At 39.6% G+C, this 19,473-nt stretch carries 13 protein-coding genes; 2 read left to right on the top strand and 11 right to left on the bottom strand.

Features of this window, described 5'->3' with window-relative positions; genetic code table 11:
* Positions 1-291 precede the first annotated feature (291 nt).
* Positions 292-1,068 carry a complement resistance protein TraT gene (locus tag DS891_RS08690; RefSeq protein ID WP_099031941.1) on the bottom strand — a complete coding sequence of 259 codons (777 nt, stop codon included), beginning with the start codon at positions 1,066-1,068 and terminating at the stop codon, positions 292-294.
* Positions 1,069-1,226: 158 nt separating this feature from the next.
* Here DS891_RS08690 and DS891_RS08695 point away from each other — a divergent pair, with 158 nt between their 5' ends.
* Complete coding sequence (locus DS891_RS08695) at positions 1,227-5,327, top strand: VWD domain-containing protein (RefSeq protein WP_174169539.1); 4,101 nt, start codon at positions 1,227-1,229, stop codon at positions 5,325-5,327.
* Between the two features lie 384 nt (positions 5,328-5,711).
* Here DS891_RS08695 and DS891_RS08700 read toward each other — a convergent pair whose 3' ends face one another.
* The 9 genes from DS891_RS08700 to DS891_RS08740 all read right to left on the bottom strand — a co-directional run bounded on the left by DS891_RS08700 (position 5,712) and on the right by DS891_RS08740 (position 16,867).
* The gene (locus DS891_RS08700; RefSeq protein ID WP_174169540.1) at positions 5,712-6,767 is read right to left on the bottom strand and encodes an Abi family protein; all 1,056 of its coding nucleotides are present in this window, start codon (positions 6,765-6,767) and stop codon (positions 5,712-5,714) included.
* A 522-nt stretch (positions 6,768-7,289) separates the two neighbouring features.
* On the bottom strand, positions 7,290-8,036 hold the full coding sequence (locus DS891_RS08705) for an autoinducer binding domain-containing protein (RefSeq protein ID WP_174169541.1): 747 nt from the start codon (positions 8,034-8,036) through the stop codon (positions 7,290-7,292).
* A 10-nt stretch (positions 8,037-8,046) separates the two neighbouring features.
* Entirely contained in the window at positions 8,047-9,285 is a 1,239-nt protein-coding gene (locus DS891_RS08710; protein WP_174169542.1) for a bifunctional 2-polyprenyl-6-hydroxyphenol methylase/3-demethylubiquinol 3-O-methyltransferase UbiG, read from the bottom strand.
* A gap of 567 nt (positions 9,286-9,852) precedes the next feature.
* Entirely contained in the window at positions 9,853-10,839 is a 987-nt protein-coding gene (locus DS891_RS08715) for a Calx-beta domain-containing protein (protein WP_174169543.1), read from the bottom strand.
* 9 nt (positions 10,840-10,848) lie between these two features.
* Positions 10,849-11,337 (bottom strand): hypothetical protein, encoded by a 489-nt coding sequence (locus tag DS891_RS08720; protein ID WP_010603766.1) that lies wholly within the window; start codon positions 11,335-11,337, stop codon positions 10,849-10,851.
* Positions 11,337-11,975, bottom strand: coding sequence for a glycine zipper domain-containing protein (locus tag DS891_RS08725; RefSeq protein WP_010603767.1), 639 nt, complete (start codon positions 11,973-11,975; stop codon positions 11,337-11,339). Before DS891_RS08725 ends, DS891_RS08720 begins: the two co-directional genes overlap by 1 nt.
* The gene (locus DS891_RS08730; protein ID WP_174169544.1) at positions 11,965-14,100 is read right to left on the bottom strand and encodes a hypothetical protein; all 2,136 of its coding nucleotides are present in this window, start codon (positions 14,098-14,100) and stop codon (positions 11,965-11,967) included. Before DS891_RS08730 ends, DS891_RS08725 begins: the two co-directional genes overlap by 11 nt.
* Positions 14,093-16,294, bottom strand: coding sequence for a hypothetical protein (locus DS891_RS08735; protein WP_174169545.1), 2,202 nt, complete (start codon positions 16,292-16,294; stop codon positions 14,093-14,095). Before DS891_RS08735 ends, DS891_RS08730 begins: the two co-directional genes overlap by 8 nt.
* Before the next feature lie 144 nt (positions 16,295-16,438).
* The gene (locus tag DS891_RS08740; RefSeq protein ID WP_174169546.1) at positions 16,439-16,867 is read right to left on the bottom strand and encodes a hypothetical protein; all 429 of its coding nucleotides are present in this window, start codon (positions 16,865-16,867) and stop codon (positions 16,439-16,441) included.
* Positions 16,868-17,530: 663 nt separating this feature from the next.
* Here DS891_RS08740 and DS891_RS08745 point away from each other — a divergent pair.
* Positions 17,531-18,307 (top strand): 2OG-Fe dioxygenase family protein, encoded by a 777-nt coding sequence (locus tag DS891_RS08745; RefSeq protein ID WP_010603771.1) that lies wholly within the window; start codon positions 17,531-17,533, stop codon positions 18,305-18,307.
* A gap of 76 nt (positions 18,308-18,383) precedes the next feature.
* On the opposite strand, the gene DS891_RS08750 is transcribed toward DS891_RS08745, so the two are convergent.
* Positions 18,384-19,451: a ChuX/HutX family heme-like substrate-binding protein gene (locus DS891_RS08750; protein ID WP_102058371.1), complete on the bottom strand. Its 1,068-nt coding sequence runs from the start codon at positions 19,449-19,451 to the stop codon at positions 18,384-18,386.
* Positions 19,452-19,473: the final 22 nt, after the last annotated feature.

Consider the following 19,473-nt stretch of genomic DNA (forward strand, 5'->3'; position numbering starts at 1 on the left):
CGGTTCCCAGCACACCTTTGTTTTCTGCATTTGTACGCGCTACTTTTACGTTACACACTAGCCAAATTATTATTAGGCACAAATCATGGGGAATATTTAAGCGTTGACCACTTTGATTGGGGTATTGTATTGGCCTACAAAATGAATTAGCCACTAAAAACACGTTGATCCATCACCTTGGTTGCAGTATTTGTAAAAAGTGACCGATAACAGTTAAAAATAGCTGGAAATATAGTATTGGCGCCTCACATCCATGCTAATACTATATTTCCATTATTACCGCACACCTTGCTACAACAGACCCGAAATAGAATTTACTAAACCTTGAACTAGCTTAGGTCGAGCCTCAACAAATTCTAGATTTACTTTATTCGCTGTAGAAACGATCCGTGTTTGATACTTTTTACGGTCGGTCACCTCGTTTGAAGTCACCGATTTATAGCCTGAGTTACCTTGCTTTAGTTTAGCTCTATTACCTTCTTGTACTTCGACACCCGATTTCGCGCGCTCAGAAACCTGTAAGTCAGTAACAATATTAAAATAAACGTCTTCCACCATTGCATCAGCAACAAAGCCCGCAGCTGCGCCAAGCAAGCCTGCAGCAGCTTGTCCTCGACCACTACCAAACTGAACACCAACAATAGCACCCGCTACAGCCCCACCATAGCCTTGGGCTAAAATTCCTCGATTTTCATCAGCGGTTGTTCTGCCAGCTTTGAGAATATTCGCTTGGATCCAAAAGTGCGCTGCATCTGGGTCATTAACAACCTTGTAGCCTTTTGACAATAATGCAGTTTGTATCTCGTTAGCGATGACTAAATCCTGCTTATCCGATGTGTTTCTGAGTTGCAAAAACACTGTGCGCTTGTCCTGACTGACTGGATCTAGAAATATAGAGTCGCTCATTTTAGTTTCAACTCTTAAATCTCGCTTTTTCACCGCAGTGTGCATCGCATTACACCCTGCCAGCTGAACTAACAGAAAGAGCAAACAAAGCAGTAAAGGCAAATTCCAAACGCCTGATATAGATTTTCCTGTAGATTGTTGTGATATAGTGCCGTGTTCCATGTCCATAACCCTTTTAATTTTATTAACACCTAGTTAATTTATTCAATGAACCGATACTGAACAAGGTGGAAATTTCGACCCTGTCTCATGCTGTTTTTTTCACGCATTCTTATTTTTTCCAAAGCAACTTGCTCTCGCTCAAATACATAAGGATGGTTATGGATCTGCATAAATACATTCCTCTACGCACAACCCTAATTACGTTGTTAACAGGCGCTTTAGTCGCATGTGGTGGGGACTCAGATAACGATATAAATAAACCAACGAACAGCTTACCGATTGCTCAAGCAGGAGAAAATCAAACGGTCGATGAAAAGGCAACCGTCACATTACACGGTAGTGGCACAGATAACGATGGGGTGATTAAAAGCTACCAGTGGCAGCAACTTTCAGGCCCCCCAGTTTTGCTATCGGACCAAAGCAACGCAATTTCCTCATTTGTGGCTCCAGATGTCACAGAAAACGAGGAGTTAAGCTTCGAATTAACAGTTATTGATGATGAAGGAGGAAGTGCTACTGATCAGGTAGTTGTCACCGTAAACAACCTGAACAACATAACGATTCAATTGCAAGTACCTCAGAGCATCGCGAAAGGGTCGTGGGCACAATTAAAAGCAGATATATCGAGTGCCGTTGAAATTGACAGCATTGTATGGGAAGAATCAACAGATATAGAGCTTAACATTGATAACGATAAACCTGATTTTGCTTCACTAAAAATCCCTGAAGACTACACTGGAGATAACCTTGAGTTTACGGTCACAGTCTCAGATAAATCAGGCTACTCTATCTCTGCAGGCGCCAATGTAGAAGTTGCTGAAGCAATAGATTTTGTTGACTACACAGGTGACCATGATGAGCAACCGCTTGAAGATGCTGAAGTCATCGCTACATTAGACCCGAGCAGCGAATTGAAACCGGCAACAAGAGCCGTTGACGGTTACACAACTTTTATCGTTGATGGCCAATCGGGAGTAGAAATTACCCCAGAGATGGGTAGGCTCACACTCACCACAGGTGCGTTAAGCGACATACAAGTCGGTGATATTATAGTCGGTGTCACCACTGATGGTGACACCGGGTTTATGCGTGAGGTTATTGATATTAATGGTAATATTTTAACTACCTCGCAAGCACCATTACACAAAGCTTTTCCAGATGCAGACGTTAAATTAGACCTTGTTATCACGAACCAAGCTGCAACACTTAATCAGTCGATTTCAACTGCTAATAATACGGTACAGTCGAGTGTAGATGTTCCTATCTTAACGTTCTCAAGAACACTGCAACAAAAACTAAGCCCTGAAGTCACGTCTGTTGTAGAACTAAAGATGAACTCAAGCGCCCAGATAGGAATAGAGTTTTCAATTATTCGTGGTGAGGTAACTCACTTTTCTACAATTGCTCAAGCAGATTACCTCACTAATACTTATCTAAAAGCGAACTACAGTTACAAAGGAGGCCTGAACAAAAGCAAGGTATTCAATCCCATTATTAACAAAAATGTTAAGCTATTCGTGGGGCCTATTCCTTTATTTTTAAACGTCAAATTACACCCACAACTTGGCGCTAATATTATTGTTGCTGGTAAAGCAAATTTAAAGATGGGTATTAGTGCATCAGGAAACTATAGAACCGGATTCAAATATCAAAACGAAAAACTGAGCCCAGTTCACAGCTTTGTGCCTGTCATATCTCAAATTGGACCTGAATACGAACTATCAGGTGAAACATCAGCAAAAGCAAAAGCAGAGCTACAGTTTATGCTTTCTGCTTACGAGTTGTCTGTACCATTACCATTTGGGAATAAGATAGAGTTAGATGGCCCTGGAGCAGGGTTAGCAATGGGCCCATATGCAAAATATGCTGCTAAAGCAAACTACAAAAGCGCAGATCATGAGCCAAATTGTAAACTTGAACTCTCAGTAGGATTAGGAGTTAATGCCAACCTAGATTACGGCTTTGTAGGCGATATTCTTGGGCTGACAAGTAAAGCTAAGAAGAAAAAGATTCCTCTTTATGATTTGGAGCAACCAATTTGGGGCTCTGAAGTATGCCCATTTGAGACTCAATTCAATACGCTTACAGGTGCTATCTCCGACGTTGACGGTAGCCCCATATCAGACGCTGATGTGTCACTAACAAGCGTAAGCACTGGGTTTTCTCAACAATTATCATCCGATACCAGTGGCGCCTTTAGTTCTCCACCACTCGCAGTTGGTGATTATCATGTGATCGCTTCTAAATCGGGTTTTCAACCAGAGCGCATTACAATCACTGTTACCGAGGACACCAACCAACCAGTTCAATTAATTCTGCTCAGTGGTGAGCCCGTAGATGGTAGCAACCCAATTGACGACAACCTAGGCAACCCGCGCAAGCAGGCTCGTGTCACAGGAGACCCAAACTTACGTACGTTTGACGGCTTAAACTATGGATTTAATGGCGTTGGTGAGTATATCTTAGCCAAGTCCAATATCGACACTTTTGAGATTCAGGGCCGTTATGTCGCAGTCCCTGGCAATCAACACGTGTCTTTCAATGCCGCTGTCGCCGCAAATGTCGCAGGAACAAGAGTCACCTTTTACCCCAATGATGAAGGCCTTGCCGTGCTTATTGATGGTCAATTACAAACATTGAATAACGGTGCTAGTGAGCTTTCTAATCAAGCAAGTATCTTTAAACAAAATAATCGTCATTACGAAATAACTTGGCCAGACACCTCATTACTAAAAGTGTATCGGCGGGGTGAGTTTGTCGAGACAGAAGTGCTTTTACCAAACTCTCGTGCAGGCAGCGTTAATGGGTTACTAGGATACTTTGATGGCAACGTCGACAATGACTTAACGGATGCTAACGGCAATCAAATTGAAGACAAAGGTAACTTCAATCAACTTTATGATATTTACGGCAATAGTTGGCGTGTAACATCCGAATCCTCTTTGTTCGACTACTTCAATGATGAGACCCCTGAAAGCTTCGTTGACCTTAACTTTCCACGAACATTGTTAACTCAAGCGAGGTTAGAGGCACAAATTGGTAGTGCGGAATATCAACGGGTTAAAGAATTGTGCCAAAAGTATGTAAGCATAAAAAGCAGGCTTGAAGCATGTATCATAGATGTTGCTTTAACAGGAAACGAAAGCGATTTAAGCGCTTATCGCGCAATTTCGGAGCCAACATCTGAGTTAACATTAAAAGTTCCACCACAAATCACAATATTGTCTCCAACACCTGGCGCAATTTTGAGTAGTAACATCTTAATAGAAGGCAAGATTGAAACAGTTCAATCAAGTATCGCCAAATTATTTATTTCTATAAATGGAGAGGCTAAAAGAGACATTACCTTTGCGCTTAATAGTGGCAGTTTCGCACTCACTCAACCAGCGGAGTCTTTTGTTCAAGGTGAAAACAACATTATACTCTATGCGACAGATAGTCAGGGGAGCCGAGCAAATTCAATTATTGGTTTTACGTTTGACAGTAACGTCGCACCTGCAGCTGGTGGAGATTTAATCGTATTCAATGATGTCAATATTCTAGATAATGAGCGGATTTACAAAGCTGATAACACGCAATTTGCGAAAAACCTAGCCAGTTTTTCAGGAAACAGCCTCCGTGCCCAAGGTTCTAAAATAGTCCTAGATCGATCTCATGATTCTCGCTGCAGTTGGTCATGCCAATCTATTAATTACCTGTACAGTACTTGGGAAGATTTAGGCTTTGAAGTTATTACATATCAGTCTCTAGAAGATTGGGATCTTGATGACCCACAAATAAAACTTATCGTACTCTGGACTCCACTTAACTCATATTCTCCGGATGAAGTCAGTCGCTTAAAACAATTTGCTGCACAGGGGGGAAGAATTGTATTTGTCGGTGAGCACGAGCTGTTCTATGGGCTAAAAGGCATTGAAGTTGAAAACAACTTCCTTATCAGTATGGGGGCATTTATGCGTAATATTGGAAAAGATGTATACGGCGGCAACCATTATTTTGATGTCGGTGAAGATAACCAACATCAAACAGTTCAGAATGTAGAAACTTTGGTATTCAACAGAGTATCCCTACTCTCTCTCGGTCCAAACGACTACCCTTTGGTGAAGAGTGCCGATGGTTTAGACGTAATAGCAGGAGTTGCACGTATTGATATCAATAATCAATCCAATGAACGCCAACAATATTACTTTATGCTACACCAGAGTAATAAGCCCAAAAACCCGCCATCACCTATCGTAAGTGATCGCTCAACAAACTAAAATAAAGCAGGCCCACTCATGCACAATTTGATGAGTGGGCCATAAAACCTAGCCATAGTTGACTTAATTAGAGACCACAGCTAAACCACCAGACGTTAATAAACCAGATTAACAGGGCTAAATTAAACTTGGCTGTTGTATGTGTGTTAAAAAGCGGACGTTTGGTACTAACTCGCATTTGCCCCAAAGTCCGTTAGTTCAAATACTCTATAAAATTTAGGGGCGTGTGTTTTCCCTACCAAATCTAATCTGATGAAAGGGTATAAAACCATGCTCATTTTGGATGTGAGTAGTATGAACTAATACAAATAAGCGTTAGGTTAACGGCATATTGTACCAAATTAGTCTCATATCATTTGAGGCTTTTTCCTAATTTGAGGTATCTTATAGTTGCCTGTGAGGTTGCTGGATTACGCCGAGAGTCTCCATATTCAAATCTTTTACAACAATAAACCCGTTTCTTTTCTTACTGAAGATTTTCTTGGTATGTACATAGCTTTCATTTTGGCTACACACAATAAAATTTTTACTTAATTGGTTCGACTTTATCACCATTTCTAAAGTGTGTTCTTGCAGCTCTATCATCAAGTCGTTTTTATCTTTTTTCGATAGCAGGTACCTACCGATATCTGAGATTGTGATGATAATTTCTTTATCTTCGCAAATTATGAAAGCGTTCTCTGGCATAGAGTCCAATGTCAAAGTACTTTGAACTATAGCAAAATCATTGTCGGCTTTTATTCCCAGTAACGGTTGTGGGTTACCTGTGGGTGCGGGTTTAGTTCGAAGTACCACAGGGACTGTTGAGTGCTCTTTAGTCCATCGGTACGTTTCAAATGAGCACCATTGAATTGCAGTTAAAATTTCAGTATGAAGATTTGAACAGTTTAGTCTTAGAATTGGCTCATGATGAGCAATACGATTACGCAGGTCGTTAGCTTCGTTAATCTTAGTTTTGAACTGTTTGAATTTTGGGCGATGGATATTTAGTTTAGAGTAATTTGTACGCCAAAAATCTGTATAATCTGATCTGAAAAGGATGTTAGACCAAAAATCAAACGAAAGAGCTGCAGTAATATCCTCTGGACTGCGATTGTTAACTTTTTGCTTGGCTTTGGATAGAGAGTTTGAACTATGCTGGTTAAGCATGGCCATAAAAGTGGGATCATTTGGCCAGTTATCGTTGAATATTGAGCAAAACAACTCATGTAATTTATTTCGTAAAGTTACCTCTAAAATGTGAAGTGGGTACAAGAATGCTTTCGACAACCTAGCATTGTAAAGGTAGAGATTGAAAGCTATATACCAGTCTTGTTTTCCATCATTAAAGTAAGGCAATAGCCTTTCGCTAGAAAGATCAATCTCTATATGTTCGGCTCGACTTTTCTGAGTATCTTCTATGACTTCATTGTATGGGTATGCTTGTTGACTTTCAGCCATTATTATCTATAATCCTTTTCATAGCAGCTGTTAGGCCCCACTGACTTTATCATGCGCCTGCAGCAGTTTATATGAAGACCCGAGACAGACTACTAGATAGTCCCTCTCGGGTTTTTGCTTTCTGTTATAATAATTCTTTTCATATCAAATGCCTACCGTTAAAGATAATTAGCCTTAACCTCTTTGTGTGAAACTTATCCATAGTGCTGAACAAGCCCTATTCCCCTCCATAAGTAAGTTGTGTGATTTGCTCTTAAAGAGGTGTGCCTTAGTGTTTTCATCAGATGTGCAGACATCGCAAGGCAGAAGTTTAGAACCAATCTGGTAGGTCCTGCATGTAAGGTAAGTCATTTACCATACCTGAAGTTATTCATGACATGCTAATGTTCAGTTTTCCGAAACTCATTTCTGTCCAAAAATAAGTTAGCATTAATATCCACTCCTCGCTCAGAGGAGCCTGCCATATTGAAGATAAACTCGTCCGTTAGTACGATAAATCAGATATGAAATACTAGCGTTAAATCAACTAAAGTAGTGCCCTAGCGAATATAGCAATTTATCTTTTGGCACATTTCCATGCTTTTTTCTAAACTTATCAATTACTTTTGCAGCGTAGCGATAGGTTATTCCAATATGATCTTCAATTTGCTTCATCGGTTTCCCCGAAACCAAGTATCGCATCACTTGACGCTCTGTATCGCTCATTTTTATATAATTGTCGTATAACTCGGCAACTAAGTTTGGATCTGAGAAGATTTTGCTGTTCAACGCCGAGCAAAATAACCCGATTTGTTCTTCATTTTCCTGTACCAGATGATTAAAGTCTTTATCACTTAAATTGCTATACAAAGTAACACAAGCGTAGCCTCTGTGGTCACACATGAGCGGGACGACAAAACCGTTATTGAGACCAAATTCGTTTTTTGCATGGGTCAAGGTAGCAACTTGTAACTCTGTGGGGTTGAAACCATGTAGGTCCCGCCACCAGTTTATTGGCTCTCGATGACCAGCAAGTATTTTAGCTACGAAGATATCTGTCTCAGGCTTAAAAATTTCATTTTCCTGATAGTACTTTAAATAATCGAGAGGGGCGTTTTCGGTGGCTAGTATGATAGGCATTTGGTTCAAGTGTTTAACAAATTCATGGCTTGGCAAAAAACCATAAATTGCGCTATCAAATCCGATATGTGATATGGCACGATAAAAACTTGCAGTGTATTCTGCTTGATTCGAAGCATTCAACAAATCGACTAGATCTTGATAGCGCATTTTTATTTTCCTACTTTTTAGCTACGATTAAATTCATTGCACCATGAAAGTGAGTGCAGTCTCGGTTTGTTACAGACAGTCCAGCTTGTTCTAGCCAACCTTCAACTTTATCTAAAGTATAAAACGAATGTTGGTATTGTGTGACAAATTGTAAATTCAATCTCTTAAAGTCTGCAACAGCAGGATTGCCACTAAATTGCGATTCATACAACTCAATCATCATTTCCATGTGAGATTTTGTCATGTTTTCATTGGGGTTTGCGATAATTAACAGACCACCCGGAGCAAGTAAGTTATAGCAGTGTTTAAAAACCAAAGACGGATTATCCATCGCGTAAACACTGTTTATTAATGTAATCACGTCGTATTGATGCGTATTAACAAACTCTTCTAGTTGGACATGAAATGCTTGAAATCGCTGTGGTTCTTTCAGTCTCTGCAAATTGGCGTTGGCTTTTTGCACCATATCAAGAGATGTATCGACGCCGTGATAAGTAGAAACCTCACCATTAACAAAAGCGGCTAAGTTTCCATTTCCACATCCAGCATCCAGTACAACTCCTGACAACAGCGGAGCAATTGTATTATAAAGTTCAACCTGTGGTGGAGTAATAATAGAGTCAAATGCACTACTATATTCATCCCAATGAGATTTATTCATAATTTCCCTTTTAATTAGACTATCACTCTTATTAAAGCAAGATGATAAGTTTCGATTTAGGAAGCGAAGGCCCCTTTGCTTTATCTCTTTCGTTTCAACAACTAGAGCAGATATTTTTCTATCAACCCCAATATCATAGTTGCAATCACTTTTAATCAGTATAGCGTTAAATAACTTTTTATAAAAATCAACATTTCCTCTCAGGATAAAAAACAACCGCTCATAACCCATCTGTTGTGCTTTATCTAATAACAGGCCATAAACGACTCTGGTAATTGCGACATCTTTACTCGATATACTAAGCTGGCCGACAACTGCATCCTTTTTAGGGTCAAAGTCATCGCTTAATGATGCCCTTACTTCTTTCCAAACATCTTCATCGTCATACGCACTGCTCAGTCCAAAAGTCGCTATTGGATTATGTGGAACTTGGCTTATATCACTAAGTAGGTATAGAGAAATACCTTTACCTAAGATTTTATCTTTAGTAACTCTGATAGCTGGAAAGTTTTCCACATAGTTTTCTTTCAACGTTTTAACTGCGACATCAATATTATTTAAATTACATGCTTCTATTTTAAAAGACATAGTAAATTCCTCTCATTCTGCTTTTAAAGGAGAGGTAAAATCTGTCTGCAGCCAGAGTTCACCTTACATCAGGCGTTTGCTTGTTTGCCCGATAGACATAAGGTTAAGGCGATAATGGCAGATGCCAGAGGCCGATATTTGGAAAATTCACAAACCAATAAGCTATTTAATATCAATTAGTTAATGGATTAGGAAAGAAATAGGAAATAGATTGGAAGTAAAGCAAGGTGCTACTTGTAGCACTTGATATAAAAGGATCTCAAATTAGCTCTGTATTTTTACAAACGTCAGTTACAGACAACCCTCTGCCAGTTCTTTAGTCAGCAATCGTTTTGTTTGAAAGTTTTACAGGTAAATATTGTAGTTCGATGTAATGGTTGAACTTAAACACCGTAAACCAAAGGCTCGCAGTATTTGAGGGTGCTTCAATGAGCTATTGCTAACTCGTCGAATAATGAACAAAAGTTCTCTCGATTTTCACTTCTGTTGATGGGGAGTATGCAGCAGCGCTGAGTGCGCTGCCCATTGGCTTAGTTGAAAGTTAGCCCAATAAATAAGCAACTCAGATTAGATAACACTACCATTGTTATTTGCTTTCACTTCAAGCTTTACTACCTCACCTAACTCCTCGAGCCACTTAGGCGAGTTAGAAACTCTGGAACTCAAGTAGTCAAGTAACTGAGCTTTCATCACAGTTGTTGCTTCATATTGAGTATGAAACTGTTGTTTTTTCAGCGCTTCAAGGTGGGAATCCAATGCATTTCTCAAAACATTAGGGTCCAAATCTAAAGCTTCATTAAAAAGAACGATGTATTTTTCTCTCGCTCTTTGAATATTATCTTGAGTATTACGGTAATTCTTGACCAAGTTCGCCTTTGGATTTTCTTTGGTTGACAGATAGTTACCAAGGATCTCAAGCTGTTTCAAATCATTCGAAAGGTCCGCTGCAAGAGCTGAAAGGTTACTTACCAAAAGGCTGCTTTTTTCCACTAAGTCTTTGTTTACTCCAGCTTCGACAATCATCACGATATGTGACGGCTGCCCTTTCACATTTTTCAGCTTAATGTAAAACATTTCATTGTTTTCATAGACATCGGAGTCAGGAATAATAGGAATATTTATTGATTTTTGCACTTCACCAGGCTGGAACTGTAAAGCAATATCAAGGGCTCGATAGTCCTCAGCTGCTTTTGCAGTACCATCTTCTGTTATCAACTCTATCTGTTGTACTAAATCAATGCCTGTTGTTCGATGAAGAGTAACTTCCACAACGGCATTAGACTCTTGAACTTCAGTCTTCACACCAGAAAAAGTAATATTTCCATATTCTTTAGGAAAAAAATATGGATAAGATAGCGCTGCCAATGTTGATAAACAAAGTACCCAACTAAAGGAAGTGACAAACGAAAAATGCCAACGCGCAAACAGTAATGGCTGAGCACAAACACCACACTTGTTGGCATATGATTTAGTAAATAACTTATGCGCCCGAGCATTGCTGCAGTGTTCTATATTGTTGCAATAATATTGTGCTTTTATTGGTTTAATCGACATCTACATTACTCAAAGTATCATATCTATTTCTTGTGCTAGTGATTCAAGCTCACTCTCTAGCTGGTTTAGCATTTGCTGTTGTCGTGATTCGCTTGCCGCTTCCTGAAATTGTCTCAATACCTCCTCTCGACTCAGGCCGAGCCATGGGTAACGTGTTTTCAGCTGGCTAATTTTTGTCTGATTAATATGTTCAAGACCTTTGTATGTTTCTATCTTATCCAGCAACGCATCATGGCTTGCAATTAAAGCGTTTAACTTCTCACTTTGTATTACTATCAACTGTGTTAGTTGTACCTTGTCACTTTCAAGCTCTTGATTTTCTTCTTCAATCGCATTCATTTGAGCTTCGATATCCACTACTCTTCGGTTTAGCTGTGCCTGTCGTTGCTTTGCTTTTTCTTCGCTCCATCCATACAACCCACCAGTTGTCGGATCACCTGTCGTCTTACAACCTGCTAGCAAAGACAAAAACAAGCAATATATAACCCGCTTCAGCATTAATATAATTTCCGTCTATCTAATGAAGCTAGCTGGGCTTGCATGACTTCTAGCTCGTTCTTTTCAGCAAGAAGTTGTTGAATAACCGTTTCACTATGTGAGGCTAATTGCACAGAAACGGTTTCTCTTTCTTGTGCCAGCACGTCCTTTTGGTACTGAATTTCTTCAGTCAATATCTCGACTAACTTAGCTGACTTGGAAACCGCTTTAGACAGGCTATCTTTTTGCGTTTCTAAGCTACTATACTCAGCACTGCGTTTTTGAGACTCTGCCTCAATGCTTTCTAACTGCGCGGTATAACCTTCTATTTCCAAATGAATTTTTTCTCTTTCATTTTTTGCTGCGATAAGTTTCTCTTGTGCCCCTTTAATCACATCTTGCATATATAACTCAGTATTAGCGTAATCCTGCTTCTTCTTAACCACACTCTTGGCATAAAGATCACCGGCAACAGCACCAATCAATGCACCAATCATAGCGGCTTGCTTATTGTCACCTAACACCAAACCAAGCGCACCACCAATGAGTGCACCTGTCGATGCTCCCTCAGCTCGAGTTTGAGTGTCGTCAGTCATTGCACACCCGGATAGCAAAGCTGTCATGATTGAAGCAGCAACAAGGTTTTTTCTACTTTTCATCGTTCGTTTCCCACTGGTTATTGGATTTAGTAAGTACATCAGCTAATTCTTCGATATCGCTCGAGGCATGGCTGTTAGGGGCTGGCAGTAGCTCTTCTATGGTCGACTCTTTAGTATTTAAATGACGGTAATCATTTTCGATACGCTCTTTTTCGTCTAGTAAGTCCTCAAAATCATCGCTGTCGCGCAGGAAACTCAATCTTCTTTCTGTAACTTCGTCCGCAAGCTTTTGCTTTTCGTCTTTGCTTTGTTTTAAATCAACTAAACGCTGCTCTAAACGCATACTATCGACATCGGCAATTGATTTGAGCTTACGATCTCGACTATCAAGCTGCGCTTGGATCAGGCTTTCGTCTTTAATTTCTAGTCTTTCAATCAGTAGATCCATTCCTCGGCTGCGCCTCAACAGAGCTGATACCTCACAGAGCAATTCATCTTGTAACTTTGCGTTATACTCGCGTTTATTCACCCAAAGCGTAATGGAAGGGATAAGTAATGTTGATGCCTTGAAAAGCCTAATAACTTCCTGTTTTATATCTTCTAGTTCATTCTCAATCGCCAATTTTTTACAGACTCTATCGTCATTCCCTTTAAGGGCGGTGTTGGTATGACGCTCAGGAGAATCAATTCGGTAACCAAAATCCCATTTTTCAAACGTTTCCCAACTATGTTCACCACCGGCGTCACTGACGACTAGACCGAGCACTTCAAATGCACCACTGAATGAATACTCGGCACCAATCCCGTCTTGTCCACCAAAAAAATGCTTAAATTGGATTGGTATTTTTTTACCTCTTAGCTCTTCAAGCCTCATGGCATCTTCAGATTCAACTGCCATAAGTGACTTAATACTTACCACCAAGCCATGTTGTTCACTTAATCGTTTGCCAATTTCATTTTCAAGTTGAGGCCGGATTAATTCTTCAAACTGACTTAATGCTTTGTAATGATTAAACTTGTCATTCAACATCACTTCTTTGCAAATGTCGTGTACTAGTACTTTTATTCTGTCGAGAATTTGCGCTTGCGTTATTGCTAACAAATCAATCTGATTGTCGTTTTCACTACTTGCAAATAAGTGACGGTATTTCTCAAACTCTCCTTCTTTCGCCTTAACTTCCATGCGAATATTTAACCGTACACGGCTACCAAACATCCCCGTTTTAAATGCGCCATCTTCTTTATCAAACGTGAGCATCAACCCATTTAATAACCTCAGCGGAGCAATGTTTGGTAATGTATGAAATGAATTAAGTTCATAACCAATCGCAGTAGCTTGTTGCTTAACACTATTTTTAACCTGATCGGAGATAGAGACGTCTTGACTCGTTGCCGTTTTGAAGTTGCTCAGCAGATCCATTTCAGATTTGCCCAAAATATGCTGACGGATTGCTCTCTCAATACCCGCCTTCATGTGTGCTACCACCCCCTCGATATCGCTAATTTCAGACTTGCGATAGGCTTGATAGTTATTCAATGTCATTTGACATTCGGACGTTACTTCTAAGCCCGTTTCTTTTATCTTGGTACTATATTTAAATTCGGCATATCGCTCTGGTGCATTACGCAACGTAAAGCCAATATTAAAATCCATTCCTTTTAATTCTTGCTGCATTTGCTCGCACACCGAAGTGTTTAATTCACTGCTTTCTCCACGCTGTAGCTCTTGCTGATAAAACTCATCCAATAAGTTGCTATTTTGTGAGTCCAAGCATTTCTTATACATTTTCGACATGCAGTGATGCAGGTGCTTATCTATTAAATTAAATAATCCTTTTTCCGGCGTGCCCGACATACTCAAGATTTCGACTAACTTATGTGCTTCAGTTTGATCTGTAATTTTAAGCTGAAAGGTAGCGTAAAACTCTAGTGCAATCTCACTTGCACCTTCATGCCATTCAAATGGAATTTTGCTAATGACGATTGGTTTTGTATGAGATTTAACAAAGAAATATTCATAATGTTTCTTATTAAATAAATCAGATAGCAAACCTTGCTTGGTTACGATTTGGTTGGTTTTCTTATTCCAAGTGACAACAAATCCTTCTCCATGAACTCTCGGATTGTGAAAGTTAGTATCGACTTTTCTGATTAAGTTGCTCAAATTAGAGATGCTTTCATGCATGGTAGGATTCTCTTCTAGGTTTTTTAAATTGTTTAATAGCTTCGCTTAACACGCCTTTTTTTAGCTTTAGTAGCATCCTCAACTCTTTATCTGATATACAATTTCTGTACTGCTCTACCGCCTTATCTCGCTGAATTCTTAAATCTGCTTTAATTTGCTCGTACTGTTTTCTGGTGCAAGCAATGGCAAACAATTGATTCAATCGTTTGAATTTTTCATTTAACTCCGTAAGCATCATGTCGTAATGCTCATATTCGCTTTCATCGGTGATATATTGCGCTTGGAGCAGCGTTTGCTTTATATAAATTGATGTGGTTAAAAATGCTGTGATGTTTCTCTTCTTTAGACTTTCGCTCAAACTTGGCATCGCGAGCAATTGGTAAATTAACTCTTCCGCCCCCTCTTCAAACATTAACGTAATCAAGTAGGAGGTAGCCTTATCATCAACTTGGTTATTTCCCTCTAACACACGATGCATAAGACTAAAAACAAAAAGTCTCACAATCATTAAAGTTAAAACACACTTCTCACTATCGGAAGGTATACTTTTTAGTATTTTTAATAAGTGAAAGGAGTCGCTATATAAATACCCTGAAAAATAGTAGCGAAGCAGCGCAAAGCTAGGACATTTCTTACTCTTATCCAACCCAAGCTCATAGCTTTTAGAAAATATATACTCTAATGACAAAACTTCAGACTCACTTTCAAATTCAATTGAATAGGCTAGAGTATTAAACAAATAATAGAGGTGATTTTTGAAATCACACACCATCTCTTTAAGCTTATTTTCATAGGTTGATTTAAATACTGGCACCCAGTTGTCAATATGAATTTCTAAGTCTGAAATAGATATTAAATCTTTCTCTTTCTTTTCCACTTGCCCTAGTAGTTGATAAATAAATTCATCGATGGCTATTTTGAATCTATCTTGATAAGAGAGCGCCCTAACAAATGAGATAAAATGAATTATTTTTGAATTTGGACACTGACGATAACGTTCAAATAATTTTAATAGGTAGTCACTGTTAATAGTAATTACCCCGACTTCAGAAAGCTTTAAGTAGAAGTAGGCGAGGTCTGAAAAAAGTGCATCTATGTCAATGAGTTCATTTGTTATATCCTGATCAAAAATGACTTCCTCAATAATTGGCGAGAGTACAGCTAGTTGGAATGGATTGTTTGTAAGCAACTTTTCTCGATATACGCTTGCCTGCTTAATCGAACTTAGCCTGATACAACAAATACCTAAGCCCGACGGTGATGTGAGCTCAAGCCCAGCTAATTTTAAAAACGCATCAGGATCTTGCTGCCAACGAGCATAAGCATGAGTTAACGCTTCGACTCCTTCTCCTATTTCTTTAGCTTGTTTTAATTTATGGTCAAATGCCTTAGCAATTGCATTTTGAAACAACACCAGTGGCATATTGTTAAACCAACAAGTTAGTGTAATAACTAAACAGTCCAACCAGTCGTCGTTATCTAGTGCTGCCACAGGTAATGGGTCATGTGTAAAGTGAACTGCAGGCTGCCAATAACCAAGCATAGAACTTACAGAGTTGAAACGCAGGTATTCCTGGATCCTTCTAGGACAGTCACTATCGCCTTTACTATCCAATACCATAAGCAGCGTCGCCTTACGTGCTTTTAGTTTAGACGTTAGTGCATTTAGATTTTCACGGGTTTCGATAAAGCGCTCGAAGCTTTCTAGGTCTTCTATTGGTTGCCTAATAACATAAGCGTGTTGACTTTCTACGTAAGGAAATCTTGCTTCTAAATACTCAGTCATTCGACATGAATTGTGACGTATGTAGTAAGATGATATGTCGGTGTGCTGTAAAGCAGCAGCGATAGCCTCTGAGAGATAAAAGGCATTCTCGTTATTTTTTCCAATAATCAGCCAATTGTGACAAACGAGGAAGTTGTTAAGTTCGGCTAACTTGATGTCATCTAAAATGACCTCATTACTCGCAATTTTTGGAAACGTTCTTAACTGAAGTGCTTCATACTTCAATGGTTTCTTGTCAGCGTTTGAAAAATAGTTATTGACCTGAACATCTCTGTTCCCTTGGATCACGGCCTCTTCAAACGTACTACTATCAAACTGGCTCAGTTGCTGAGGAACATCATTCTCATATGCATTGGTTTCAATGCCAATGCTTGAACCAGCTTCCGCTTCCTTTGGATCCGCACTCATATAAAATCACTTTTAAATATAAAAAAGAAGTAATTAAACCTTAATAGCTTCTAAAAACGAGCACTTCGTTATAGAGATACAAGCTTCTTAACTAGCTTACATTTTCAGGGTTAAGCCACCCCTTATCAGAATTTAAGATTACCTTTAATCTTTAGCACCAAAATTAAGCGTAATATCCCTATTACCAGTGATAACATTTGGAGCATTCGCCCCGCCGTTAAAGGTGCACCCTTGAAACTGAGTATTGCTTTGCTGGCCATTTTGATTTGTAGGGTCTGAGTGGTGGTTGTTTTGTTGATTTTCTATTCGCTTTTGGTGGTATTCCAGCGCTTCTTCAGGCTCAATATTAAGCGCAGTCAATAGATTCTTTAGCTTACTTACCGTCGATGACGAGAGTGGCGCTAAACTGGCTAAGTAGCCTTCCGTCTTATAATTGCGAAGACTTCTATCACTCATGTAAGCACTGTCTGTAACTTGCTGCTCGGATAGTCCGTTTTGATTAATCTTCTCAACAATCAGCTGCCTTAAGGACTCTAATTGCACCTCATCCGCAAAGTTATAAACTTGTTCCATTTCGCGCTCCTTACCCTTAGGCATATCAAAAATCTCACTTACAGATCTAAAAACCACATTTAGATTACATTTCTATACAATTAGAACACAATTTTCAAATCTATTTTCACTTTGTTACTTAAATATAAATTATGAAGGTAACTACCATTCGGTAACTTGCATCATTGTGAATATCAATGACCATTACTTGGCACTGGAATAAAATTATTTAAAATCATACCGATACTAGCTAACTAACTGCTCTGCACATTTATCAATCGGACTTTGTCAGCGAAACCAGACGCAAATTCATTGCCGGACAAGTCTGTCAAGGTAGAAATAACCACCCCTATCGCTTGGCACAAAATTGCAGAAATATCATTCCTGGATGCAATGCGGGTTTGAATTGGCAACCTTCTATAATTTGCAATTTACTGAAGGCTGTTCACAAAGCTCACTGCCCCTATCTAGACATCAAAGCTTAGCAACGTAATAAATAAGTCACTTATAAAACCACTATAAATTTCCGTTCCCATTCCGTTTTTATTCCTTATTTTTCCTTCACAATCATGCAGTTAAATGGAAACCTATAAATACCAAAACACATCAGATGGGGTGAGTATGAAAAAGCTTATTGAAATTTTTAAGAAAACAAATCAACAAAGACAGATAGGAGAATCAAAGATGACTAAAACTACATTGTTAAGAAATGGTTTCTGCCAATATTCTTTGCCAAATTTAAACGTTGGTTCACGACAAGATATTGAGTCGTTACTGAAGCAGGTAGAACCTGAATTAGGCTTAGACACCTATATTCCATCCGGCCAAAATGCAAGAGGTATCGTGCGCTATACCGTCAAGGACGCTAACACTCACCTTATCAGCCCCGAAAATAGACAAGGAGGCCAATACTATGTTTACGGCTTGTCTCAACAACTAAACCCGGACGCAGGGGGTAAACAAAGATGGTTCAAAGCAATAACACATTGCACTGACGGTACATTGATTTGCAACCACCCAGTAATAGCAGCGCTGACTGAATTTTTGATCCAACATTCAATTCCAGCACCGTCGTACCATGTTGAGCATCAGTTTATTGGCTATTATCCGACACCTCATGCGGATTGCTTAGTAACCCCAAATACGCTTCATTTCGACGGGTTAAGTCATCAAACGATTACCTCAATCCTTACGCTGGCCAGAGAGAATGTATCAGGCGGGGAGTTTGTGATAGCTGACGGTGTCGCGGTAAACACCCCTATAGATAATGTCAGTACCCAAGATCTTCGGCTCTTTGCTGAATTACCAGTGGGGTCAGGAGTGATTATGGACGAGTGTCAACGTGGTACTTCCCGCCCACTTTGCCATAGTGCAATGGCGACAAGAATGGAGAATGTGCAGCAAAATACCGTCTCTAAACGAATAATTTTGGTCTCAGAAGTCACGCCTATTTGGCACTAGAAAACCAAAGGGCTCTTTTATAGAGCCCTTTTCAATTTAGCTGATTGTAGAGGATAGCTTTTCTATAGCTCAAGTATTACGCCGCAACCCGTCCTTTATGGATCAATCGCTCACATAGCGCCTGCCACTCATCGGTTTGTTTTTTGCCTTCAATTCGGCGACCAAACAGCGTTAATACAGTCTCGCGATTGGCATCAAAAAACTCAATAGAGGTAACCACAGTATTGCCGTTATCCGTGGGTTTTCTGACCACGAACGCGCGGGTTAGGTCGTCTGCTTTTATATGCAGGCTAAACTCAGGATCTAATACGTTAAACCAAGGGCCAACTTGTTTGAGGTTTTCAACCTTTCCAGAGAAGATCTGTACCGCACCTGGATTGCCAACGAATACCATAATCTCTTGCTTAAACATGTTTGCTTGCTGAAATATATCTGCAAGGTCAAAGCTTTGTAGCTCAAAGCTCCATGGTGAGCCAACGATTTCAAGGGCCTGCAAGCGTTCAAGGTTGTATGTCTCTAAAAGCTTTGGAAAATGATGGACATCATTTAACTCGCCCCACTGCGACCTAAAATCATCTAGTTGCGCAGTACTCAAGTCCCTAATATTAGTATCTAGGACTTCAAAAGGCGTTACATCCAACTTGTGACTATGTGTTAGCTGGTAGCGTGCTTTAAGGTTCACAAACTCGTTAAAGTCGGCGTCTGCAGTCATATATACCTTATGTACAGCGCGACCATTTTCATCGAAAAATTGAAAACTAGTATGCTTATCCGTTTCAACAAGAAATACACTTTTCCATTTGTGCAAGAAAAGCCGCAGATCAATCCCTCCTGGATTGATGGCCACGGCACTAAGTTTGTTACTGTGCCCTGTAACATAGAGCTTTTCATACAAACCAGTTATCTCGCTCACCACAGAGCCATTTCTAGTCAAAGCCATCACTTTTCCAAGCTTTTTAAATCCTTTTAATAAATCCGCGATTTTATGCTCATCTAATCTGGTAACTCGAGACGTAACAGGCTCATCCAGCTGTGCGTTTAGCAACTCAGCTTCACTCACACCTAGCTGCATAGCCGCAACAATGGGCCTAATGTTAGGCTCTCCGATTAGTAGCATTTTATAATCTTGAATAAGTTGTTCCATATTTCCTCCACAAGGAACCTAG

The organism is Pseudoalteromonas sp. JC28 (assembly GCF_013319255.1).
Taxonomy (GTDB): domain Bacteria; phylum Pseudomonadota; class Gammaproteobacteria; order Enterobacterales; family Alteromonadaceae; genus Pseudoalteromonas.